Annotated in this window: 16 protein-coding genes; 12 read left to right on the top strand and 4 right to left on the bottom strand. The window is 66.7% G+C overall.

The features are described from left to right. Nucleotide 1 precedes the first annotated feature (1 nt). Complete coding sequence (locus tag ASD76_RS15780) at nt 2-1,003, top strand: cupin-like domain-containing protein (RefSeq protein ID WP_055925270.1); 1,002 nt, start codon at nt 2-4, stop codon at nt 1,001-1,003. Here ASD76_RS15780 and ASD76_RS15775 read toward each other — a convergent pair whose 3' ends face one another. Then, complete coding sequence (locus tag ASD76_RS15775) at nt 1,004-2,662, bottom strand: glycoside hydrolase family 43 protein (RefSeq protein ID WP_055925267.1); 1,659 nt, start codon at nt 2,660-2,662, stop codon at nt 1,004-1,006. Nucleotides 2,663-2,757: 95 nt separating this feature from the next. Between ASD76_RS15775 and ASD76_RS15770 the strand changes: the two genes are divergently transcribed. From ASD76_RS15770 to ASD76_RS15740, 7 genes are read left to right on the top strand one after another with little or no spacing between them, the layout of a single operon-like run. Beyond that, on the top strand, nt 2,758-3,882 hold the full coding sequence (locus ASD76_RS15770; RefSeq protein ID WP_055925264.1) for a fumarylacetoacetate hydrolase family protein: 1,125 nt from the start codon (nt 2,758-2,760) through the stop codon (nt 3,880-3,882). 7 nt (nt 3,883-3,889) lie between these two features. Continuing rightward, complete coding sequence (locus ASD76_RS15765) at nt 3,890-5,329, top strand: aldehyde dehydrogenase family protein (RefSeq protein WP_055925261.1); 1,440 nt, start codon at nt 3,890-3,892, stop codon at nt 5,327-5,329. Nucleotides 5,330-5,333: 4 nt separating this feature from the next. Then, nucleotides 5,334-6,119 carry an SDR family NAD(P)-dependent oxidoreductase gene (locus tag ASD76_RS15760; protein ID WP_235506802.1) on the top strand — a complete coding sequence of 262 codons (786 nt, stop codon included), beginning with the start codon at nt 5,334-5,336 and terminating at the stop codon, nt 6,117-6,119. After that, complete coding sequence (locus ASD76_RS15755; RefSeq protein WP_055925259.1) at nt 6,110-6,994, top strand: SMP-30/gluconolactonase/LRE family protein; 885 nt, start codon at nt 6,110-6,112, stop codon at nt 6,992-6,994. Before ASD76_RS15760 ends, ASD76_RS15755 begins: the two co-directional genes overlap by 10 nt. Beyond that, entirely contained in the window at nt 6,991-8,883 is a 1,893-nt protein-coding gene (locus ASD76_RS15750; protein WP_082553893.1) for a sialate O-acetylesterase, read from the top strand. The genes ASD76_RS15755 and ASD76_RS15750 overlap by 4 nt, the downstream gene beginning before the upstream one ends. Nucleotides 8,884-8,933: 50 nt before the next feature. Further along, the gene (locus tag ASD76_RS15745; protein WP_055925943.1) at nt 8,934-10,229 is read left to right on the top strand and encodes a glycoside hydrolase 5 family protein; all 1,296 of its coding nucleotides are present in this window, start codon (nt 8,934-8,936) and stop codon (nt 10,227-10,229) included. Next, nucleotides 10,226-11,068 carry an aldose 1-epimerase gene (locus ASD76_RS15740; RefSeq protein WP_082553892.1) on the top strand — a complete coding sequence of 281 codons (843 nt, stop codon included), beginning with the start codon at nt 10,226-10,228 and terminating at the stop codon, nt 11,066-11,068. The genes ASD76_RS15745 and ASD76_RS15740 overlap by 4 nt, the downstream gene beginning before the upstream one ends. A 130-nt stretch (nt 11,069-11,198) precedes the next feature. Here the strand turns inward: ASD76_RS15740 and ASD76_RS15735 are convergent, their stop codons facing one another. From ASD76_RS15735 to ASD76_RS15725, 3 genes are all read right to left on the bottom strand, one after another. Beyond that, the gene (locus ASD76_RS15735) at nt 11,199-12,977 is read right to left on the bottom strand and encodes an IlvD/Edd family dehydratase (protein ID WP_055925253.1); all 1,779 of its coding nucleotides are present in this window, start codon (nt 12,975-12,977) and stop codon (nt 11,199-11,201) included. After that, complete coding sequence (locus ASD76_RS15730) at nt 12,977-14,077, bottom strand: LacI family DNA-binding transcriptional regulator (protein ID WP_082553923.1); 1,101 nt, start codon at nt 14,075-14,077, stop codon at nt 12,977-12,979. The genes ASD76_RS15735 and ASD76_RS15730 overlap by 1 nt, the downstream gene beginning before the upstream one ends. 66 nt (nt 14,078-14,143) lie before the next feature. Continuing rightward, nucleotides 14,144-16,231 carry an alpha-glucuronidase gene (locus ASD76_RS15725; RefSeq protein WP_055925932.1) on the bottom strand — a complete coding sequence of 696 codons (2,088 nt, stop codon included), beginning with the start codon at nt 16,229-16,231 and terminating at the stop codon, nt 14,144-14,146. 59 nt (nt 16,232-16,290) lie between these two features. On the opposite strand from ASD76_RS15725, the gene ASD76_RS15720 reads away from it, so the two are divergent. Genes ASD76_RS15720 through ASD76_RS15705 form a run of 4 tightly spaced genes read left to right on the top strand, consistent with a single transcriptional unit; the run spans nt 16,291 to nt 23,586 of the window. After that, the gene (locus ASD76_RS15720; protein WP_055925251.1) at nt 16,291-18,708 is read left to right on the top strand and encodes a glycoside hydrolase family 3 N-terminal domain-containing protein; all 2,418 of its coding nucleotides are present in this window, start codon (nt 16,291-16,293) and stop codon (nt 18,706-18,708) included. After that, nucleotides 18,705-21,098 (top strand): glycoside hydrolase family 3 N-terminal domain-containing protein, encoded by a 2,394-nt coding sequence (locus ASD76_RS15715; RefSeq protein WP_055925248.1) that lies wholly within the window; start codon nt 18,705-18,707, stop codon nt 21,096-21,098. The genes ASD76_RS15720 and ASD76_RS15715 overlap by 4 nt, the downstream gene beginning before the upstream one ends. Continuing rightward, nucleotides 21,095-22,417: an MFS transporter gene (locus ASD76_RS15710; RefSeq protein ID WP_055925245.1), complete on the top strand. Its 1,323-nt coding sequence runs from the start codon at nt 21,095-21,097 to the stop codon at nt 22,415-22,417. Before ASD76_RS15715 ends, ASD76_RS15710 begins: the two co-directional genes overlap by 4 nt. After that, nucleotides 22,414-23,586 carry an endo-1,4-beta-xylanase gene (locus ASD76_RS15705; RefSeq protein ID WP_055925242.1) on the top strand — a complete coding sequence of 391 codons (1,173 nt, stop codon included), beginning with the start codon at nt 22,414-22,416 and terminating at the stop codon, nt 23,584-23,586. Before ASD76_RS15710 ends, ASD76_RS15705 begins: the two co-directional genes overlap by 4 nt. The last annotated feature ends 18 nt before the right edge of the window (nt 23,587-23,604 follow it).

Here is a 23,604-nt window from a genome sequence, read left to right as displayed (position 1 = left end):
CATGCAGCCTTTGCCCGAATACCCGGCGACACCTGAAGCGTTCACCGAGCTGTGCCTTGCGGGCCAGCCGTTCGTTATGCGCGGGCTCGCCGATGAGTGGCCGCTTGTCCAGGCCGGCAGGGAATCCCCCGCAGCGGCGATCGCGCTGCTGGCCTCGATGGAAAGCGGGAAGCCGGCGGATGTCATGCTCGCCCCGCCCGAGATCAACGGACGATTCTTCTACGGCGCCGACTTGCGCGGGTTCAACTTCACCCGGCAAAAGGTCCCGCTGGCCGAGGTCGGGCGCAAGCTGCTCGAACTGGAGCCTGAGGCGTCACCCGCGGTGGTCTATGCCGGGGCGAGCGAGACTCGGCAGCACTTGCCGCAGTTCGACGCCGCCAATCCGCTGCCCCACGCCGCCATGCAACGCGACGCAAAGTCGCGCGTCTGGCTGTGCAACAAGGCCGAGGTCGCGACGCACTTCGACCTGTCGGACAATATCGCCGTGGTCGCGCTCGGGCGGCGGCGGTTCACCGTGTTCCCACCGCAAGCGACCGGCGATCTCTACGTGGGCCCGCTCAACAACACGCTGGCGGGCCAGCCGATCAGCATGCCCGACCCGCTGCGGCCCGATTTCGAGACCTACCCCCGCTTCGCCAAGGCCCTGGAGCAGGCGCAAACCGCGGAGCTGGGGCCGGGCGACGCGATCTACATCCCGACGTTGTGGTGGCACCACGTGGCCGCGCTCGATGCGGTCAATGTGCTGGTCAACTACTGGTACAACGACGTCGCTCGCGGGGGTCCGTTCGTGGCGTTCATCCACGCGCTCGCCGCGATCCGCGACTTGCCGGACACGCAGCGCGACGGCTGGCGCGCGTGGTTTGAGCATTTCATCTTCGGCCCCGATGCGGCGGGCGCGGCAGACCACTTGCCAGGCCACGCGCAAGGCGTGAACGGGCCGGCCTCACCCGAGCGCGACGAGATGATCCGCCAGTTCCTGGTGCGGGTCCTCTCGGCGCCCTGATCAGCGCGTCCCGCTCACCGCGTAGGGCCCGACCAGCACCCCCGTGAACAGCCCGGCGTGGATCGAGCTCAGGTATTCGACATCCACGTCCTGCGCGACTGGGTGCCACAGTCCGGTTCCCGCCGCACGCCAGGCGAGATCGGCCTGTCCTTTGTCGATCGCTAGCTGCAATTCGACCTCGCCCCGTTCCGGGAGGGGGATCGAGCTCACAAGCTCCCCACGGTCCGACTGATCGGCACCGGAGCGCTTGCGCAGCGTCAGCATTCGGTCGCCCCCGACCTGCTCGACACCGAGGGCCAGGAAATGCTCCTGGTCGATCAGTGCAAGCAATCCGGCGAAGTCGCCGTCCTGCTCCGGCGAGAAGGCCAGCCGCGTGGTGTAGGTTGCCGAAGGGTGCCGCAGCCGCCTGCCGAGGAAAGAGGGTTGCCCCTTGCTGCCGGCCGCATCGCTTCGCGCCGTCAGTTCCAGACCCCGGCTCCCGAGCGCGAACCATGGTTCGCTTCGCGGCGAACGCATCCGCAGCCACTCAGGCGAAAGCTGGCCAGCAAAGCGATCGGTCCAACGCGTCCAGTCAGTACCTTCGAACACCGGCAGGTTCGGCCGCGCCGAGGTGAACGGCACAGCCTCACCCGGATCGAGGAACACCGGCCATCCATCCACCCACCGCACGGGGAGCAGCCAGGTCTCACGCCCGAGCAAAGTCGATTGCCCGGCAAAGGGCCGCGTCGCCAGGAACACGCCCCACCAAGTCCCGTCGTCAAGCCGCACCAGATCGGCATGCCCGGTCGCCTCGACTCGGTCCGGCCGCCCAGGCGCCAGGTTCCGCTGCGTCAGGATCGGGTTGTTCGGTCCCGGCTCGTAAGGCCCGTCGACCTTGCGCGAACGGTAAATCGTCTCCGAGTGATTCTCCGCTGTGCCGCCCTCGGCGGCCATCAGGTAGTACCAGTCTCCGACCTTGTAGATGTGCGGCCCCTCGGCCCAGATCGGCTTGTCCGCCGGGTTGACCCCGCCATCGACCAGCACCTTGCGCGGGCCGATCATCTTGCCCGCAGCAAGGTCGATCTGCTGGATCCACAGCGCGCGATGTCCGTCATAGCGCGGCTCTCCCACCGGCGCCCCATTGTTGACCACAAAGGCGCGGCCGTCCGGGTCGACGTAGAGCGAGGGATCGATGCCCTCGAAATCGAGCCACACCGGATCGGACCACGGCCCCTCCGGCCGCTCGGCGGTGACAAAGAAATTGCCGCCGCAATCGACGCATGTGGTGAAGATGTAGAACCGCCCGTCATGCACCGTGATCGCCGGCGCAAAGATGCCACGGGTGATGCCGAGGTCCTTGAAATCGAGCTGCCCCGGCCGGTCGAGCGCGTGCCCAACCAACCGCCAGTTCACCAGGTCGCGGCTGTGAAACACCGGCATTCCAGGGAACCAGGCGAAAGTCGAACTGACGAGGTAAAAGTCATCGCCCGACCGCACGATCGAGGGATCGGGATGGAAGCCCGGCAAGATCGGATTGCGGAAGTCCCCCTGCGCAATTGGGCCCGGCTCATCGGTGGCCTGATAGGTCACTTCGGCGAATCTCGCGACCGGTTCCGCCTGTGCCACGGACCCGATCAAAAGCGTTGCCACGGCCGCTACGACGGCCCCTGCTTTCCTCATCCTCCCAAATCCTCTCCGGGCCGTTCAATTTCCTTGCACGTTTCCGGCCCTGTTTCTATGGTAGCGCTATCACGGGAGAGAACAAGCAGCCACTTATGGCCGGGCAACTTACTGACATCCTGCCGTCGGACTACGCGTCCGGCACGTTCCTTGGTCGCGCGCTGTCGCCCGAGGGGCCTTGTGTTATCGCTATCCGGGGCGGAGCCCTGTTCGACCTGACGGAAAAAGTCGCCACCGTATCGGGTGCCGTGGCGCGCCGCGCGTTCAACGGCGGCACCGCTATCGGCACGGTTGAGGGCGGATTGCCGCAAGGCTGGCGCCTGCTGTCCCCGGTCGATCTGCAGTGCGTAAAGGCCTGCGGCGTGACCTTCGCCGTCTCGGCTATCGAGCGCGTGATCGAAGAACGCGCCCGTGGCGATGCCTCGCGCGCCGCCGAGATTCGTGCCGCGCTCGAAGAGAAAGTCGGCGCCGGTATCCGTGCCGTGGTGCCTGGCAGTGCCGAAGCAGACCAGCTCAAGGCGGTGCTGATCGAAGAGGGCATGTGGTCGCAGTACCTCGAAGTCGCGATCGGCCCGGACGCGGAGGTCTTCTCCAAGTCGCCGGTGCTCTCGACGGTCGGGCACGGCGCCCCCATCGGCGTGCGTTCGGATTCGACCTGGAACAATCCGGAGCCTGAAGTCGTGCTGGTGGTCGATTCCCACGGCGAATGCGTCGGCGCCACGCTCGGCAACGACGTGAACTTGCGCGATTTCGAAGGCCGCTCGGCGCTCTTGCTGAGCAAGGCCAAGGACAACACCGCCTCGTGCTCGATCGGCCCGTTCATCCGCCTGTTCGACGGCGGCTTCACCATCGATGACGTGCGCCAGGCCAATGTCGACCTGCTGATCGAAGGCCCCGAAGGCTATCGCCTCGAAGGCACCAACATGATGGGCCAGATCAGCCGCGATCCGCTCGACCTGATCGAACAGACGCTGAGCGAACACCACTACCCCGATGGCTTCGTGCTGTTCTGCGGGACGCTGTTCGCGCCGACGCAGGATCGAGACACGCCCGGCGCTGGCTTCACTCACAAGCTGGGCGACCGCGTCACCATCAGCTCTCGCCGCCTCGGCACTCTTGCCAACACCGTAACCACATCGCGCGACGCGCCCCCCTGGGAAATGGGCATCGCCGCGTTCGTGCGGAACCTCGCCTCGCGCGGGCTAATCGACAGGATTTGACCTTATCATGAGTACCCTCAGTCTCGGCCATTACATCGGCGGCGAATGGACCGGCGCCGACGATGCGCTGGAAAGCCTCAATCCCTCGAACACCGGCGAGGTTGTCGCGCGATTCCCGAACGGCGGCGCGGCCGAAGTCGGCCAGGCCGTAGCCGCGGCCACGGCAGCTTTCCCCGCCTGGTCTTCGGCCTCGCCCGAGGTTCGCGCGGACTTGCTCGACAAGATCGCGGCGACGATCTTCGCCCGCGCCAACGAGCTGGGCGAACTGCTCGCCCGCGAAGAGGGCAAGACCCGCGCCGAGGGTATCGGCGAGACGCTGCGCGCTGCGCGCATCTTCCGCTACTTCGCCGGAGAGGCGCTGCGCCGTCACGGGCAGACGCTCGAATCCACCCGCCCCGGCCTCGATGTCGCGACTTATCGCGAAGCGCTCGGCGTAGTCGGCCTGATTACCCCGTGGAACTTCCCGATCGCGATCCCCGCATGGAAGGCCGCACCGGCGCTGGCTTTCGGCAACACCGTGGTGCTCAAGCCCGCGAACATCACCCCGGCCGTCGCCAGCGCCCTGACCGCTATCATCCATGAGTGCGGCGTACCCGCTGGCGTGTTCAACCTCGTGCTCGGCCGCGGCGACGTCGGTCGCGCGATCACCGACAACAAGGACGTCGCGGCGGTCAGCTTCACCGGCTCGCAGTTCGTCGGCGCCCAGGTCGGCGCGGCCGCCATGGCCCGCCAGGCGCGAGTGCAGATGGAGATGGGCGGCAAGAACCCGCTCGTCGTGCTGGCCGATGCCGATCTCGACAAGGCCGTGGCGATTGCCGCCGATGGTGGCTTCTTCCAGACCGGCCAGCGTTGCACCGCTTCCAGCCGCGTCATCGTCGAAGACGCGATCCATGACCGCTTCGTCGCGGCGCTCGCCGAGCGGGCCAAGGCGATCAAGGTCGGCCCGGCCCTCGCCGAAGGCACGCAAGTCGGCCCGGCTTCGAGCGAGGCCCAGTTCGAACAGAACCTCAACTATATCGGCATCGCCACCGGCGAAGGCGGCCGGCTGGCGGCGGGCGGAGACAAGGTCACGGCGGAAACGCCCGGCTACTTCCTCCAGCCCACGCTGATCGCCGACACCGCTCCCGAGATGCGCATCAACAGCGAGGAAGTGTTCGGCCCGGTGGTCTCGACCGTCCGCGTCAAGAACTACGAGGAAGCGCTGGAAGTGGCCAACCGTGGCGACTTCGGTCTTTCGGCCGGGATCGTCTCCAACAACGCGAAGCACATTCGCGATTTCCGCAAGAACGTCCGCGCCGGCATGGTCATGGTCAACCTGCCGACCGCGGGAGTCGATTATCACGTGCCGTTCGGCGGCACTCGGGGTTCGAGCTACGGCCCCCGCGAACAAGGTTTCGCGGCGGTCGAGTTCTACACCCAGATCAAAACCGTCTACACAGGGGATTGAGGGCGTGGGGGAGGTAACTCTGAATCCGGCAACAAAGGCAGCGGTCTATCCGAGCCTTGCCGGCAAGAAGGTGATCGTCAGCGGCGGTGCTTCGGGCATTGGCGAAGGCATCGTCGAAGGCTTCGTCCGCCAGGGCGCCGCAGTGGCGTTCGTCGACGTGATCGAGGATGCCAGCGAGGCGGTGGTCAAGCGCTTTGCCGATGCGGCGATCCCGCCGATCTTCGTCAACTGCGACATCCGCGACATCGTCGATTACGGCGCCAAGATCGCCAAGCTGGTCGGCCGCCTCGGCGGCTGCGACGTGCTGATCAACAACGCCGCAAATGACGACCGTCACAGCATCGAGGACGTTACGCCCGAGTACTGGGACGAGCGCATGGCGGTGAACCTCAAGCACCAGTTCTTCGCCGCCAAGGCCGTAGTGCCGGCGATGAAGGCGGCGGGCGGCGGGTCGATCGTCAACCTCGGTTCGATCTCCTGGCATCTCGGGCTGGAGGACCTGACCGTCTACCAGGTGGCCAAGGCCGCCATCGAAGGCCTGACCCGCAGTCTCTCGCGCGAGCTGGGCCGCGACAACATCCGGGTGAACACGATCGTGCCGGGTAACGTCCAGACCCCGCGGCAGATGAAATGGTACACGCCCGAAGGCGAAGCGGAAATCGTTGCCGCACAATGCCTTGACGGACGCATCCAACCGGCGGACATCGCAGCCATGGCCATGTTCCTGGCTTCGGACGACGCGCGCTATTGCACTGCGCATAACTACTGGGTGGATGCCGGATGGAGATAGCCGCCGAGGTTCGCAGCCTCCTCGACGCCGAGAGCAAGCTCGGCGAAGGAGCGTTGTGGGATGCCGAACGCGGCGTGCTCTGGTTCGTCGACATCAAGCGCCACCGGTTGTGGCACTTCGACCCGGCGAACGGCAGCAACTCGATTTCCGAAGCGCCAAACCAGATCGGCTGGGCGCTGCCGGCAGAGGGCGGCCTGCTGCTCTGCGGGCTGAAGGACGGGCTCTATACTTTCGACCCGACCACGCAGGTCTTCACCAAGCTGACCGACGTGCCCGGCGAACCGGCCGGCAACCGCCTCAACGACGCCTGCACCGACCCCTGGGGCCGCGTGTGGTTCGGCTCGATGGACGATGCCGAAGAGGCCAAGAGCGGGCGCTTCTACTTGATCGACCGCGGCGAAATCCGTCCCGCCGGTCCGAGCGGGATCAGCATCACCAACGGGCCCACGGTCAGCGGCTCGGGTGACCGGATCTACTTCACAGACACGGTCGGCCAGAAAATCCTCGTCGCCAACCTCACCAAGGACGGCGTCGGCGAGGCGCGGCTGTTCGCCGATACCGGCGCGCTGTTCCCCAACGCCTACCCAGACGGCCCGATCGTCGATGCCGAGGATCACGTCTGGACCGGTCTCTACATGGGCGCGAAAGTGGCGCGCTTCTCGCCTGACGGGAAACTGGTCGCCACCCAGACCTTCCCCGCGCGCGACATCACCAAGATGGCGCTCGGCGGCAAGGACCTGAAGACTGCGTTCGTGACCACCGCGCTCAAGAACATGGACGAGAGCTCGCTCAAGGAATTCCCCAAGGCCGGGCACCTTCTGAGCTTCGACTCCCCGGTCGCGGGCGTCGCGACCACGAGGGTCAAACTGGCATGAGGCGGGCGGCATTGCTGTTCGCTGGGGTGGTCCTTCCCACCGCCGCGCAGGCCGCCCCGCAACTCCTCCCCATCTGGCAGGATCACGCGGTCATCCAGCGTGACAAGCCGGTGGTGGTCGAAGGCACCTCCCAACCCGGCGAACGCGTGAGCGCCACGCTCGGCATGGACAGCGCCAGCGCCACCGCGGCGGCGGACGGCAGCTTCGCGCTGACCCTCCCGGCCCGTCCGGCCAATGCCACTCCGCAAACGCTGAGCGTGACCGACAGCAGCGGCACCGCGACCGTCAACGACATCCTGGTGGGCGACGTCTGGCTCTGTTCGGGCCAGTCGAACATGGCCTTCACAGTCAGCGCCGGGCTCAACGGCTACAACAACATCCAGGCCTCGGCCGATCCGCTGCTGCGCATGCTGACCGTGCCGCTCGACACCTCGGCCAAGCCAGTGCGCGAATTCGGTGGTCCGGTCAGTTGGCAAGCGGCCAGCCCGCAGACCACCGGCGCCTTCTCCGCCGCCTGCTACTACATGCTGCGCGACTTGCGCGCGGCGCTCGATATCCCGATGGGCGCGGTCCATTCGAGCTGGGGCGGCTCGCAGATCCGTGCGTGGCTGACGCCCGAAGCGGGCAAGGTGCTCTACGGCGCGGACCAGATGGCGCTGCTCGACACCTTCGGCAAAGACCCCCTCGCCGCCGTCACCGAATTCGCCCCCAAGTGGGAAGCCTGGTGGCGCGAGCGCACTGGGCAGGAGCCGTGGAAGAACCCCTCGGTCGTTCAATGGCAGCCGGTCCCGTCGATCAGTCCCTGGAGCAACTGGGCCGGCACACGCCTCGCCAAGGACGGCAACGGCAACGTGTTGCTGCGCCAGACCGTCAATCTGACCGCCGCGCAGGCCAAGGCCGGCGGCGTGCTCAACATCGGCATCATCGACGATCTCGACGCCACCTGGGTCAACGGCAAGCCGGTCGGCATCACCCACGGCTGGAGCAAGGAGCGCGAGTACCGCGTCCCGGCGGGCTACCTGAAGGCGGGTCCGAACGAAATCCTCGTGGTCGCCTCCAACAGTTGGGCCGGAGGCGGCTTCACCAGTACGGCCGATCGACTGAGCTTTACCGTCGATGGGGGAGAGCGCATCCCACTCGGCGAGGGCTGGCAGTTCGCGATTGCCGGACACACGGACATGCCCCCACGCGCACCGTGGGATGCCAACGCCGGCATCGGCGTGATGCAAAACCGCATGATCACCCCGATCGGGCACTACGCCATGACTGGCGCCGCCTGGTACCAGGGCGAAAGCGACGTCGGCATCGCCGGCTATCAGGACCGGCTGCGCGAGCTGTTCGCCGGCTGGCGGCGGCAGTTCGGGGCGGATACCCGCGTGCTGGTTGTCCAGCTCGCCAACTATGGCCCCACTGCCAGCACCCCGGTGGAGAGCGGCTGGGCGAGCTTGCGCGAAGACCAGCGGCAAGCGGTCTTGGCCGACAAGAACGCCGCGCTGGTGACCGCGATCGACATCGGCGACTGGACCGACATCCATCCGGGCAACAAGGTTGAACTCGGCAAGCGCCTGGCGTTCGAGGCGCAGGGCAGGCCTCTCCCAAGACCGCTGAGGGCGACACAGGATGGTGCCGACGTTCGCGTGACTTTCGCCGGCGTTGAAGGCGGCCTCAAGAGTTGGAGCGGCCCACCGCTGGCTTTCGAGCTCTGCGGCACCACCCAGGACAGCTGCCGCTACGCCAGCGCCACGATCGCGGGCGATGCGATCGTGCTGCGCGGCGATGGCCAACCGGCAACGCGCGTACGTTACGCCTGGGCCGACAGCCCGGTGGTGAACCTCTACGATGCCCGGTCGATGCCGCTGCCCGGCTTCGAACTCCAGGTCGGCCAGTGAAGACCGACCGGCGAACCACCCTCGCGGGGCTCGCCGGGAGTTTTGCTCTCATGGCCACGGCCGGCCCGGCCCGCGCCGCCGAGGAAAACCGCTTCATCCGCCGCGACGGCATGCGCCTGCTGCGCGGTTCAGAGCCCTACCGCATCACCGGCGCCAACATGTGGTACGCCGCCTGGCTCGGTGCCGACGCCGCCTACGGCGACCGCGCGCGGCTCGGGCGCGAACTGGACCGGCTGCAGGCACTCGGGCTCAACAACCTGCGTATCATGGCCGCGGCCGAGGAAGGCCCGCTGCGCAATTCGATCAAGCCGGGGTTCTCGCGGCCCGATGGTTCGCTCAACCAGGAACTGCTCGCCGGTCTCGACTACGCCATGGCCGAGATCGCCCGGCGCGGGATGACCGCGGTGGTGTGCCTCGGCAACTTCTGGGAGTGGTCGGGCGGGATCGCCACCTGGCTCTATCGCGTGACCGGCCAGTACACCGACATGAACGACCCGGCGCATCCCTGGCCGGCCTTCCCCGACGCGACCAGCGCCTTCTACGGCAACCCGCAAGCGGTGCGGCTCTACCACGACTACGTCCGCACTGTGGTCACCCGCACCAACTCGGTGACCGGCGTGCGTTACATCGATGATCCCACGGTCATGTGCTGGCAGCTCGCCAACGAACCACGTCCGGGCGGGAGCGAGGCAGTGATCGCCCAGAGGCGCGACTCCTACTTCCAGTGGATCGACGACACCGCCGCGCTGATTCGCTCGCTCGACCGCAACCACCTGGTCTCGCTCGGGCACGAGGGGACCCAGGGCGCAAACGGCAGCGAGGATATCGTCCGTCGGGCGCACAAGAACATCGACTACCTCACTGCGCACATCTGGCCGCTCAACTGGGGCTGGGTGAACGGCAAGGACCTGGCGGGCACCTGGGATGCCGGGAGCGTGAAGGTGGGCGATTATCTGGCCACCCACGAACGTCTGGCGAACGAGCTCGGCAAGCCGCTGTTGTTCGAGGAGTTCGGCTTCCCCCGCGATGGCGAGGTCTATTCTCCCGGCACGCCGACCACCTTCCGCGACCGCTACTACGCGATGATCTATGGCGCGGTCAGCGCATCGTGGACTAAGGGCGGGCCGATCATGGGAAGCAACTTCTGGGCCTGGAACGGGGAAGCGCGCGCCGCTCACCCCGACTACCGCTTCCGCGACGGCGACCGCGCCTACATGGGCGACCCGCCGCACGAGCCACAGGGGTGGTACGGCCTGTTCGATAACGACGAGAGCACATTGACCCTTGTCCGCGACCACGCCGCGCAGCGTTGCCTCGGCCTCTCGAGCCCTTGTCCGGCCCGATGATCTTACTGGAAGCGGGCGAGTGGGCGGCGGAGGTACGCCCCGAAGCCGGCGGCTCGATCGCCGCCTTGCGCTATCGCGGGGTCGATGTGCTCAGGCCCATGCCGGCAGGCTCGCTCGATCCGCTGCAAGCGTCCTGCTTCCCGCTGGTGCCCTACTGCAACCGCATCGCCAGTGGCCGATTCGAGTGGGAGGCGGAAGAGGTTCAACTGCCACCCAACTTCCTCCCCGAACGGCACAGCCTCCATGGCCTGAGCTGGCAGCGCGAGTGGGCGGTCGAGAGCCAGGTCGACGCCAAATGCGTGCTGGTCGACGACTACGACGGCACCGGCGCCTGGCCGTGGGCCTACCACGCCCAGCAACGCGTGCGCCTCGGCCCCAAGGGCTGCGCCATTACGCTGGTGCTGATCAACCGGTCGAGCGATCCGATGCCCGCGGGTCTTGGCCTCCACCCGTACTTCAGGCGTAGTCCGGAAGCCTCGGTCCGGTTCGGGGCCGATCATGTGTTGTTGGTCAGCGCCGAAACTCTGCCGACCGGCGTCACGGCGCCAGCCAGCCATTTTGGTGAGTTCGCCAGCGGCCACACCCTGCCGTTCGAGACGGTCGATCATTGCTTCGTGCAATGGCAAGGCCTGGCCGAGATCAGCGACGAGCTCGGCACGATCCGATTGACCGCCGACGGCGCGCCGCACCTGCATCTCTACGCCCCGGCCGATGGCAGCGCGCTATGCCTCGAGCCCGTGAGCCACACTCCCGACGCCCTCAACCGCGCGCCGGAGGAGATGATCGTCCTGCCACCGGGGTGTGCCGCGTCGATGACCTTGTGGATCTCGGCTAACTAAATCCTCCCCGAACCGGGGAGGGGGACCATGCGCAGCATGGTGGTGGGGCACCCGCGGCATACGCGCTGTGGCAACCGAGAGTGCCCCACCACCACCCTACGGGTGGTCCCCCTCCCCCTTCGGAGGAGGATCAGTGATTATGCCGTGGCAGCTTGCGTGAGGTTCCGCGGTACTTCAGCGCGAAGTTCATCACCCCGCCTTCCCCGAGCTGGCCGGTCTTCTCGCGGTAGAGTTCTTCCCACGGCGTCTGCGAATCCGGCACCGGCGGGATCGGGTCTTCCACCCGACGCCGTCTGATCTCCTCTTCGTCGACCAGCGCGTTGCAGGTGCGGGCGTTGAGATCGACCCGGATCGTGTCCCCGGTACGCAGCCACGACAGGCCGCCGCCCACCGCGCTTTCGGGCGAGACGTTGAGGATCGAAGGGCTGTCCGAAGTCCCCGACTGGCGCCCGTCTCCGAGCGTCGGCAGCCATTCGATGCCGCGGCGGATAAGCGCGTCTGGTGGCTGCATGTTGACCACTTCGGCCGAGCCCGGCCAGCCGATCACGCCCGAGCCGCGGATAACGAGGATGCAGTTCTCGTCGATCTCCAGCGAGGGGTCGTTGATCCGGTGATGGTAGTCGTCCGACCCGTCGAACACGATCGCGCGGGATTCGAACACGTTCTCCTGCCCAGGACGGCCCAGGTAGCGTTGGCGGAACTCCTCGGAGATCACCGAGGTCTTGAGGATGCCGAAGTCGAACAGGTTGCCGCGCAAGGTCATGAAGCCGGCGCTTTCCTGCAGTGGCTCGTCGAACGGCAGGATCATCTCCCGGTCGGTGCTTTCGTGCCCGGCCAGGTTCGCGGCCAGGCTTTGGCCGGTGCAAGTCAGGCTGTCCCCATAGAGCTTGCCGGCCTGGAGCAGCTCCCACATCGCCGCAGGCACGCCGCCCGCGCGGTGGAAGCGTTCGCCGAGGTACTTGCCCGCAGGCTGCATGTTGACCAGCAGCGGCAAGTCGTAGCCATGGTGCTGCCAGACATCGAGTTCGAGATCGACACCGGCGTGGCGCGCCATCGCCATGATGTGCGGTTGGGCGTTCGAAGAGCCGCCGATCACGCTGACGGTGGCGATGGCGTTGAGGAACGCCTCGCGGTCAAGGATGCGCGAGGGGCGCAAATCCTCGTGCACCATCTCCACGATCCGCCGCCCGGTGCGATAGGCGTATTGCCCGCGCTCGCGGTACGGAGCCGGGATTGCCGCGCACCCGGTAAGCGACAGGCCGAGCGCTTCGGCGACCGCGTTCATCGTGCTGGCGGTGCCCATCGAGTTGCAGTGACCGGCCGAGGGAGCGCTATCACAAGCGCGCGCAAGAAATTCGTCCTCGTTGATCTCACCCCGTGCCAGCAGGCGGCGCGAGCGCCAGATCACCGTGCCGGAGCCGACCAGTTCGCCTTCGTGCCATCCGTCGAGCATCGGCCCGCCCGACAGGACGATCGCCGGAATGTCGACCGTGCTTGCGGCCATGATCTGGCTCGGGGTGGTCTTGTCGCAGCCGGTGGTGAGCACGACGCCGTCGATCGGATAGCCGTTCAGCAATTCGACCAAGCCGAGGTAGAGCAAGTTACGGTCGAGCGCGGCGGTCGGTCGCCGGCAGTTCTCGAAGATCGGATGGACCGGGAATTCGATCGGGATGCCGCCCGCATCGCGAATGCCGTCGCGGGTGCGCTTGGCCAGTTCGAGGTGGATGCGGTTGCAGGGGGACAAGTCGCTGCCCGACTGGGCAATGCCGATGATGGGTTTGCCGGACCGCAGCTCTTCAGGAGTGATGCCATAGTTCATGAACCGCTCGAGATAGAGAGCGGTCATGTCCATGCGTTCGAGATTGTCGAACCAGTCGCGCGAGCGGAGCTTGGCCGGCTTTTCAGCCATCAGTTGTCAGGTCCTCGTTTCATGGCACGACGCACGAGGCCAGGAGCGGCGTCCGATTGCCGGCGTACCAGGGTGTAGTCCAAAGTGATGTGGGTCGGTTTGGCGACCTTGCCGTTACGGCCGCCGCGCAACTCGGTCGCGAGCAGGTCGACCGCGCGGCGCGCCATGTCGGCGATCGGCTGGCGAATGGTGGTCAGTTCGGGCCAGATGGTGCTGGCGATCGCGGTATCGTCGAACCCGCAGACCGAGAGGTCGACCGGCACGTCGAGATGGCGGCGATGTGCCACCGCCACGACGGCCGCGGCCATGTCGTCGTTCGAGGCGAAAATCGCCGTCGGCGGATCGGGCTGGTCGAGCAGCCGCACCGCCGCGTCGTAGCCCGAGCGGTAAGTGAAGAGCCCCTGCATGACCATGCCGTCGCTCACTTCGAGGCCCGACGCCTTCATCGCATCGAGGAAGCCCGAAAGCCGCTGGCCGCTCGCCGTCTGGTGCGGGTTGCCGATGACGAAGCCGACGCGCTTGTGGCCGAGGCCAATGATGTGGGCCGTCATGTCGTAAGCGGCCTGGTATTCGTCGATCAGCACCGCCGAATGGTCGGCGTGCGGCCGGCCCGGCCCGACCTGGATCGCGCGCGTGCCCTGCTTGGCGAGCATGTCGAGCAGCGCGGTTTCGTCGCACAGCGGCGATGGCAGCAGGAACCCGTCGATCCCGCTTTCGACGAGGCGGCGGACCACCTTCTCTTCGTCCTTGTCGAATTCGCACTGTTCGACGACCAGGTGCACGTCGCTGCGGGCGGCCTGGTCGAGGCTGCCCATCAGGAGCTCGCTCAGATACGAGGCCGAAGGGTTGGAGTAGAGCAATGCAATCCGGTTCTGCGCAGCCCCAGCGAGGCTCCGCGCCGCCCGGTTGGGCTTGTAGTTGAGTTGCTCGATCGCATCGAGCACGGCCTGCCGTGTCTCTTCGCGAACGCTCGGCTCGTTGTTGGTCACGCGGCTTACGGTCATGGGCGAACAGTTCGCCAGACGCGCGACGTCGTTGATGGTCGGCTGCCCAGATTGGCGCCGGTTGATCTTCCGAGGAGGTGTGCTCTTATCAGCCATATACGCCTCTTTCAGCAGCATCTCGGCCACGGCAAGCTTTTTGCCCAGGGAGAACGGTTTGCCGCATCAGTTCCCGGGTGCCTCCGGGAAGCTCAGCGAGCGGTAGTAGTCTAGCGAATGGGCGGGCGGGCGCGTGCCTTCGGGCAGGCCTAGACCGTTGAGCGACTGCCAATAAGCAATCGAAGCGTCGCGCCACCAGCGGGCTTCCTGTTGCTGGATCTTTAGGTTCTCGGCAACGTCGGTGAAGCGCTGCGGATCGACATAAGCTTCGAGTGTCGCCCAGGTCTGAGCCATCGCGTCGACCCGGGCCACCCCGGCGTCATAGCGGGCGATCAGTTCGTTCCACAGCGGCTTGCCCGAAGGCATCGGGAAGTCCCACGGCACATGGTGGAACCACAGCAGATAGTCGGGACTGGTCTTGCGCGCGTCGTTCCATTGCGCGGCAATTGAAGGTGCATACTGCGACAGCGCGTTGCTGCCGGTGGCGGTGCGATCGAAGCCGATGCCGTCCTTGCCGGCGCGGCTGTAGTACATCGGGTTCCATTCCGGCCGGGCCAGATCGGCCACCCATGGGCCGGGTCCGTAGTGGTGCCCGGTCGCCATCTGGTGAGTGAGCCCGAGCGGGGTCATGTAATCGACCGCCGCCTGCTGGCTGCCGAGCATCAGCGGCACCACCGCATCGAGGAACGGCTGCTGACGGCTGAAGGTCTGTGCGGCCCACTCGCGGGCGATCGTCTCGCTCGACAGCGCCGGATTCCAGGCCTGCCGACCAAAGGCGTACCAGTTGGCCTGATCGAAGTGCGATCCGCTCCAGTTGCGGTCCGAGCCGGTGTTGGCAACGCCCGCCATGCCGACAGGCGCGATCACTTCCGCCACGGTCCCGCCGCGCCCGGTGTCGGCATGCAACACTTCCTCCCACATCGGGGCGAGGAACACGAGGTGCGTGGCAAACCCGAGGTATTCCTTGGTCAGCTGCGTCTCAAGCATAAGCCGGGTCTTGGGCATGGCCCCGAACAGCGGATGGAACGGCTCGCGCGGTTGGAAGTCGATTGCGCCGTTCTTGACCTGCACGATCACGTTGTCGGCGAACTTGCCGTCGAGCGGGACGAACTCAGTATAGGCCTGCTTGGCGCGGTCGGTCGGATCCACTTCGGAATAGACGAAAGCTCGCCAGATCACCGTGCCCCGATCGCCGATCGCGCGGGCCATCATGTTGGCCCCGTCGGCATGGGTGCGGCCATAGTCCTGCGGGCCGGGCTGGCCCTCGGAGTTGGCCTTGACCAGGAACCCGCCGAAGTCGGGGATCGCGGCATAGAGCGCATCCGCCCGTGCCTTCCACCACGCCTCGACTTGCGGGTCGAGCGGGTCTGCGGTGGTTAGTCCGCCGATCTCGTGCGGCGCCGAGAAGCGCGCCGAGATGTAGAGCTTGATCCCGTAAGGCCGCAGCGCATCGGCGACGCGCTTGAGCTTGGGAATATAGCGGTCGGTCAGGAAGAGCGGGCTGGCGTTGACGTTGTTCACCACCGTGCCGTTGATGCCGATCGAGGCATTGGCGCGGGCGTAGTCTATCAGCCGCTGGTCCAGCCGTTCGGGCAGGCGCCACCAGTCGAAGATCGAGCGGCCGGAGTAGCCGCGTTCGACATAACCGTCGGGGTTGTCCCAATGGTTGAGCATGCGCAGCGGCATGGCCGGCTTCTCGTCGAGATTGATCCGTGCCGGATCCTTCCCTTGCGAAAGCTCACGCAGTAGGGCGTAGGCCCCATAGAGACAGCTTGTCTTGTCAGGGCCCGCAATGCGAATCGCGGTCGCGGTCGCGGTCGAGGTGACGGTGAAGCGACCGTCGCCGTCACCGGCCTTGCAATCCAGCGTGACCGTTCCGCCGTCCAAGAGAATCTCGTCCGCGTATGCGCCGAGAAGCGACTTCAATCCTCGGTCCAGTTCCGCGGCGGCTAGTTGACTCGTCGGGTTCGCGGAATCGCCAGTAACCACGACGCCGCTGAAGCTCCGCAATCGCGTCAGCGCCTCACCCTCAAGCGGCGCATGGCGCAGCCACAGCGCATACCCATCTTCGGCCCGTGCCGAACCTCCGAGCACAAGTCCCAGGAACAACACGGTCAGCGCCGCGCAGCGATTGACAAGCCCTCTCCCGATCATCATGGTAGCGCTATCAAAATTAGCCGCGCAGTCAAGCGCGACAGGGAGGAGAGGAGCCGATGGCTCACCGAATCAAGGCCGCATTGCTTGCGGCAAGTGCAGGATTTCTAACGGTTTCCGTTCTGGCGACCGCGCCGGCTTATGCACAGCAACAGACGGTCCCGACGCGTATCAAGCGCCCGATGGCCGACGCCCCTTACTGGAACGCCTCGCTACCGGTTGAACAGCGCGTCGCCGACCTTGTCGCGCGCATGACGCTGGAAGAGAAAGTCGCGCAGATCATTTCGATCTGGGACAGCAAGCAGCAGATCCAGAATGCCGACTTCACGTTCTCGCCGGAAAAGGCTGGACAGCTCTATCCCAACGGCCTCGGCCAGATCGCCCGGCCTTCCGACACCAGCGGCCCAGCCAGCCCGCGGGTCGTACGGCGCCGCGATATCGATGCGAGCGTGGACTATGTGATCGCCGCGCAGAAGTGGGCGATGGAGCAGACCCGGCTCGGCATCCCGATCCTGTTCCACGAGGAATCGCTCCACGGCTTCGCCGCGCGGGACGCGACGACGTTCCCGCAGGCCATCGGCCTGGCCTCATCCTGGGATCCGGACCTGCTGCGAGAGGTGAACAGCCTCATCGCTGGCGAGGTCCGTGCGCGCGGCGTCCACAATGTGCTCTCTCCAGTAGTGGACGTCGCGCGCGACCCCCGCTGGGGCCGCATTGAAGAGACGTTTGGCGAGGATCCGTTCCTGGTCGGCGAACTCGGCGTCGCCTCGGTCGAAGGCCTGCAGGGCGTCGGCACGCAGCGCACGATCGGCGCGGGCAAGGTGTTCGGCACGCTCAAGCACATGACCGGCCACGGCCAGCCCGAAAGCGGCACCAACGTCGGCCCGGCCCCGATCAGCGAACGCACCCTGCGCGAGATGTTCTTCCCGCCGTTCCAGCAAGTCGTGAGCCGCACCGGCATCGACGCCGTGATGGCGAGCTACAACGAGATCGACGGCATCCCGAGCCACGCCAACCCCTGGCTGCTCAACGGCGTGCTGCGCGGCGAATGGGGTTACCAAGGCGCGGTCGTGTCCGACTACTACGCGATCGAGGACCTCTCGCGCCTGCACCACATCGCCCCCGACTATAAGACGGCGGCGATCATGGCGCTCAACGCCGGGGTCGATGTCGACTTGCCCGAAGGCGGCGGCTTCCGAAACCTCACCGCAGCGGTGCAGTCCGGCGAAGTGCCGATGGCCGCGATCGACCGAGCCGTCTCGCGCTTCCTGACGATGAAGTTCAACGCCGGCCTGTTCGAAAACCCCTGGCCGGATCGGGCTGAGGCTCGCCGGTCCAACGGCCCCGCCGGCGTGGCGTTGGCCCGCCGCGCGGCGGACCGCTCGCTGGTGCTACTGAAGAACGACGGCGTCCTGCCGCTGGCCTTGCCCGCTGTTGGCGGAGCCAAGCCGACCATCGCCGTGATCGGCCCCAACGCGGACGTTGCCCGTCTCGGCGGCTATTACGGAGAGCCGCGCGCTAGCGTGTCGCCGCTCGCGGGCATTCAGGCGCTCGTCGGCAACCGGGCCAACGTGGTCCACTCGCAAGGCATCGTCCTCACCGAAAACGACGACTGGTGGGCGGATGAGGTCAAGCTCGGCGACCCCGAGCAAAACCGCCAGCGCATCGCCCAGGCGGTCGAGGCGGCGAAGGGTGCCGACACGATCCTGCTGTTCATCGGCGACACCGAACAGACCAGCCGCGAAGGCTGGGCCAACTCGCACCTCGGCGACCGCTCGGGGCTCGACCTCGTCGGCCAGCAACAAGAGCTGTTCGATGCGTTGAAGGCGCTCGGCAAGCCAATCGTCGCCGTGCTCACCAACGGCCGTCCGCCGAGCTATCCGAAAGTCGCGGCCGAGGCCGATGCCATTCTCGAAACCTGGTACGCCGGCGAGCAGCAGGGCAACGCCATCGCCGACGCGCTGTTCGGCGTGACCAACCCCGGCGGCAAGCTGCCGGTGACGGTGGCGCGCGACGTCGGCCAGCTGCCGATCTTCTACAACTACAAGCCCAGCGCCCGGCGCGGTTACCTGTTCAGTGAGGTGACCCCGCTTTACCCGTTCGGCTTCGGCCTCTCCTACACCACCTTCAACCTCGCCGACCCGACGCTGTCCGCCTCCACCATCAGGCCCGGAGACGGCGTGACGGTCCGCGTCGCAGTCACCAACACCGGCAGCCGCGCGGGTGACGAAGTGGTGCAGGTCTACCTGCGCGACGAGGTCAGCTCGGTCACGCGGCCAGTCAAGGAACTTGTCGGGTTCGAGCGCGTGACGCTCCAGCCCGGCGAGACCAAGCAGGTCGAAATCCCGATCCGCTCGGATTCGTTCGCGCTGTGGAACCGCGAGATGAAGCGCGTGGTCGAACCGGGTGAGTTCACCATCATGGCCGGCTCGAACTCGCAGGACGTGAAGAGCGTCAAGCTGACGGTCTCGCCTTGAGGGGCCCGCTCAATCGCCGCGGCGCGCTAAAGCTCCTGGGTGGAGGTAGCCTGGCCGCGCTGGCCGTGTGCCAAGCGCCGCTGGCCTTCGCCCAGGCGGGTCCGTTGTACAAGGACGCCGCGGCGCCGATCCCGGCGCGCGTGGCGGACCTGATGGCCCGCATGACCCTGCCCGAGAAGATCGCCCAGATCCGCGCCGCTTGGGCCGGCAAGGGCGATATGATCGACAACCTCACGTTCGTTCCGGCGAAGGCGAGCGCGGCGTTCCCCGATAGCATCGGCCATGTCACCCGCCCCTCCGACAAGCGCGGCGTCCCCGGCATCACCGGCGCGGCCGGCGGCACGGCGGCTCGCTGGCGCACGCCGCAGGAAACGGTCGAGTTCATCAATGCGCTGCAGAAGTGGGCGCTCGAAGACACCCGCCTCGGCATCCCGATCCTGCTGCACGAGGAATCGCTCCACGGCTACATGGCCACCGAAGCGACCATGTTCCCACAGGCGATCGCGCTGGCGGGTGCGTTCGATCCCGATCTCATGCACCGCGTGCAGTCGATCATCGCCCGCGAGGTGCGGGCACGCGGCGTGCCTTACGTGCTCTCGCCCGTGGTCGACATCGTCCGCGACCCGCGCTGGGGCCGGATCGAAGAGACCTTTGGCGAGGACCCGTACCTCGTCGCCGAACTCGGCGTCGCCGCAGTCGAGGGCCTGCAGGGGCCCGGCAAGTTCGACCGGCTCGCACCGGGCAAGGTCTACGCCACGCTCAAGCACATGACCGGCCACGGCCAGCCCGAGTCCGGCAACAATGTCGCCCCCGCACAACTGGGCGAGCGCGAATTGCGCGAGTTCTTCTTCCCGCCGTTCCGCGAAGTCGTCCGCCGCACCTCGATCGGCGCGGTCATGCCGAGCTACAACGAGATCGACGGGGTACCGAGCCACGCCAACACCTGGCTGCTCGGTGACGTGCTGCGCGGCGAGTGGGGCTTCGACGGCATCATCGCCAGCGACTACGGCGGCGTCCACGAACTCGCGACCCTGCACCACGTCGCCAAGGACGAGGCCGAGGCCGCGCATCTGGCGCTCCTCGCCGGTGTCGACAGCGAGCTGCCCGAAGGCCAGGCCTTCCGCACTCTCGCCGCCCAGGTCGAGGCGGGCACTGTCCCGGTCGAGCTGATCGACCGCGCCTGCGCCCGGATGCTGACCTTCAAGTTCCGCGCCGGACTTTTCGAGAACCCCTACGGCGACTGGGAAGCGACCCGCAAGCTCACCGGCAATGCCGAAGCCCGCACCTTGGCGCTCGAGGCCGCACGCAAGTCGCTGTGCCTGCTGACCAACGCAAACGCCGCCCTGCCGCTCGACCCGGCAAAGATGGGCCGCGTGGCGGTGATCGGGCCCAACCACGCGATCGCGCGCCTGGGCGGCTATTCGAGCATACCCAAGCAGACCACCAGCTTGCTCGAAGGCCTCAAGCAGATCGCGCCCGCTGCCGACTTCGTCACCGCGCAAGGCGTGTTCATCACCAAGAGCGAAGACCGCTCAGCCGACCTGATCGAACTGGCCGACCGCGAGCAGAACTTGCGTCTGATCCAGGAGGCAGTGGCCGTGGCAAAGACCGCCGACACCATCGTCCTCGCCATCGGGGATACCGAGCAGACCAGCCGCGAAGGGTTCGCCAAGAACCATCTCGGCGACCGCACCGAGATCGACATCGTCGGCGAACAGAATGACCTGGTCGATGCCCTCGCGGCGCTCGGCAAGCCGCTGATCGTCTGCGCCATCAACGGCCGCCCGCCGAGCTGGCCCAACGTGGTCGCCAAGGCCAGCGCGGTGCTCGAATGCTGGTATCCCGGCCAGGAAGGCGGCGTGGCCATGGCAGAGGCGCTGCTCGGCAAGCTCAATCCGGGCGCCAAGCTGCCGGTCACCGTGGTCCGCAACTCCGGCCAGGTGCCGTACTTCCACGACCGCAAGCCGAGCTCGCGGCGCGGCTACCTGTTCGACGATGCCAGCGCGCTGTTCCCGTTCGGGCACGGGCTATCCTACACCAGCTTCGAGATTTCCGCGCCGCAGGTGCCGACCGCTCCGGTCCAGGCCGGCCAATCTGTCGAGGTCTCGGTCGACGTGACCAACACCGGCAACCGCGCGGGTGACGAGGTGGTGCAGCTCTACATCGGCCTGCCCTACCGTTCGGTGACCACGCCGATCATCGCGCTTAAGGGCTTCCAAAGGGTGACCTTGGCGCCGGGCGAGCGGCGCACCTTGCGCTTCACGCTCGAACCGCGACACCTGTCGATCTGGAACCGCGAGATGCGCGAGGTGGTCGAACCGGGCCCGGTAGTGGTCTCGGCCGGCAATAGCTCGGCCAACCTGAAGCCGGCGGAGTTCAAGATCGTATGACCATCGCAGCGGCCCCCGGCACCATCGTCAATGCCGGCGGGCGCTACCGCTGGTCAATCTGTCTGCTGCTGTTCCTGGTCATCACCATCAACTACGTCGACCGCCAGGTGCTCGGCGTGCTCAAGCCCATCATCGAGGACGAGATGGGCTGGAGCGAGGTCGACTACGGCAACATCGTCACCGCGTTCCAGGCGAGCTACGGCATCGGCCTGCTGGTGGTCGGCCGCTGGCTCGACCGAGTGGGCACGCGCAAGGGCATGGCCATCGCCATCGCGCTGTGGAGCCTGGCCGCCGTATTCCATTCGGCCGCGCGGACCGTCCTGCATTTCATCCTCGCGCGGATCGCCCTGGGCGTGGCGGAGAGCGCGGCCTATCCCGGCGCGGTCAAGTCGGTCGCCGAGTGGTTCCCGCGGCGCGAGAGGGCGCTGGGCGTGGGGATCCTCAATGCCGGGGCCAATGTCGGCGTGCTGATGACTCCGATCGTCGGCATCCTGGTCGCCGGCCTCTATGGCTGGCGGGCGGCGTTTCTCATCACCGGGCTGCTGGGATTGGTCGTGCTGGCGCTATGGTTGCGGCTCTACCGCCAGCCCCATGAACACTCGAAACTCACGGCGGCCGAGTACGCCTATATCACGCAAGACGGTGAGGATCCGGCCGGCGAACCGCTGAAATGGCGCGATGCCATCCGCCATCGGCAGGCGTGGTATTTCATCTGCGGCAAGTTCTTCACCGACCCAGTGTGGTACCTGTTCCTGTTCTGGTTGCCGGATTTCTTCGCCAAGACCCAGGGGATGGAGCTGTTCCCCAAGGGCGACACCGGCATCCTCGCCACCATCGGCCCGGCGCTGATCGGCGTGTACCTGCTGGCCGACATCGGCTCGATTGCCGGTGGCTGGATGTCCTCGCACCTGATCCAGCGCGGCTGGAGCGTGAACCGGGCGCGCAAGACGACGCTGTTCGTGGCGGCCTTGTGCGCCGTACCGATGGTCGGCGTGGTCGGTGCGGCGAACCCGTTAACGGCAGTGCTCATCATTGGCCTCGGGACGGCCGCCCACCAGGCGTTCTCCTCCAACATCTTCGCGATGATCACCGACCTTTACCCCCGGCGCGCCGTGGCGACGATCGCGGGCATGGGCGGCGCGGCAGGCGCACTCGGCGGGATCCTGATCGCGCAGGCGACCGGGTGGACACTCGAGTTGACGGGCAGCTACCTGCCGATCGTGATCTACGCCGGCCTTGCCTACCTGATCGCGTTCGGCGTCATTCAACTGCTGGTGCCGCGGATGGAACCGGCACCGTTGCGGGAGGCCTTTGTATGAGCCCTGCCCTTGCCCACACCACCCGCCGCAACGTGCTGGCCGGAATGGCCGCGCTGCCCGTTGCGGCCCATGCTGCGTCGAGCGCCGTTGCCGCGACGCCTGCGCCGGCCGGCGAAGGCTCTGGCCTCAGCGCCTTGGCCCAGCGCAAGGGCCGTCGCTTCGGCAGCGCGATCAACTGGAACAAGGGCACCGCCGGCGGCTCGATCCAGAACCCGAACTACACCCGCATCATCAAGGCCGAGTGCGGCATCGTCGTGCCCGAGAACGAGATGAAGTGGCAGTGGACCCGGCCTGGTCCGGACAAGTTCGACTTCGCCCGGATGGACGACATCGTCCGCTGGACCCAGGCCAACGGCATCGCCATTCGAGGCCACACCCTGCTGTGGCACCGACCCAAGTGGTTTCCCGACTGGCTCAATACTTACGACTTCGGCGCCAATCCGGTGCAGGAAGCCGAACGCCTGCTGACCACCCACATCCGCACCGTGACCGACCGTTATCGCGGGGTCATTACCAGCTACGACGTGGTCAACGAAGCCATCGATCACGACACCAACGGGTTGATGGAAACCAGCCTGTCGCGCGCGATGCGCGGGGCCGAGGGAGTGCTCGATCTCGCCTTCCACACCGCCCGCGAGCAGCTGCCCGACGCGGAGTTGGTCTACAACGACTACATGAGCTGGGAGCCGCCCCACGCCAAACACTGCGCCGATGTGCTGCGGTTGCTCGAGGGGTTCCGGAAACGCAACGTGCCGGTCGACACGCTGGGGATCCAGTCGCACATCGAGAACTTCTCGATCGATCCCGCCACCGGTGTAGGTCCCTATCGCGAGCGCGAGTGGCGCCAGTTCCTCGATGAGGCGGTGGCGATGGGCTACAAGCTGCTGATCACCGAGTTCGACGTCAAGGATAAGGCCCTGCCCGCGGCGATCCCGGAGCGCGACGCCAAGGTCGCCGAATTTGCCCGGCGCTATTTCGAAGTGATGCTGGATTACGAGCAGTTGGGCGACATCCTCGCCTGGGGGATGGTCGACAAGTACAGCTGGCTGCAGGGCTTTGCCCCGCGGGATGACGGGCTTGAGGTGCGTTGCTGTCCTTACGACTCAGAGTACCGCGCGAAACCCCTGCGTGACGCGATCGCTCAGACGCTGGGGGCTGCGGCGCCCTAAGCAGTCGGAGAGCCCCAT

It is taken from the genome of Altererythrobacter sp. Root672 (genome assembly GCF_001427865.1).
Classification (GTDB): Bacteria; Pseudomonadota; Alphaproteobacteria; order Sphingomonadales; family Sphingomonadaceae; genus Croceibacterium_A.
The sequence above is the reverse complement of the archived record's forward strand: the minus strand, read 5'-3'. Positions and strand labels throughout refer to the sequence as shown.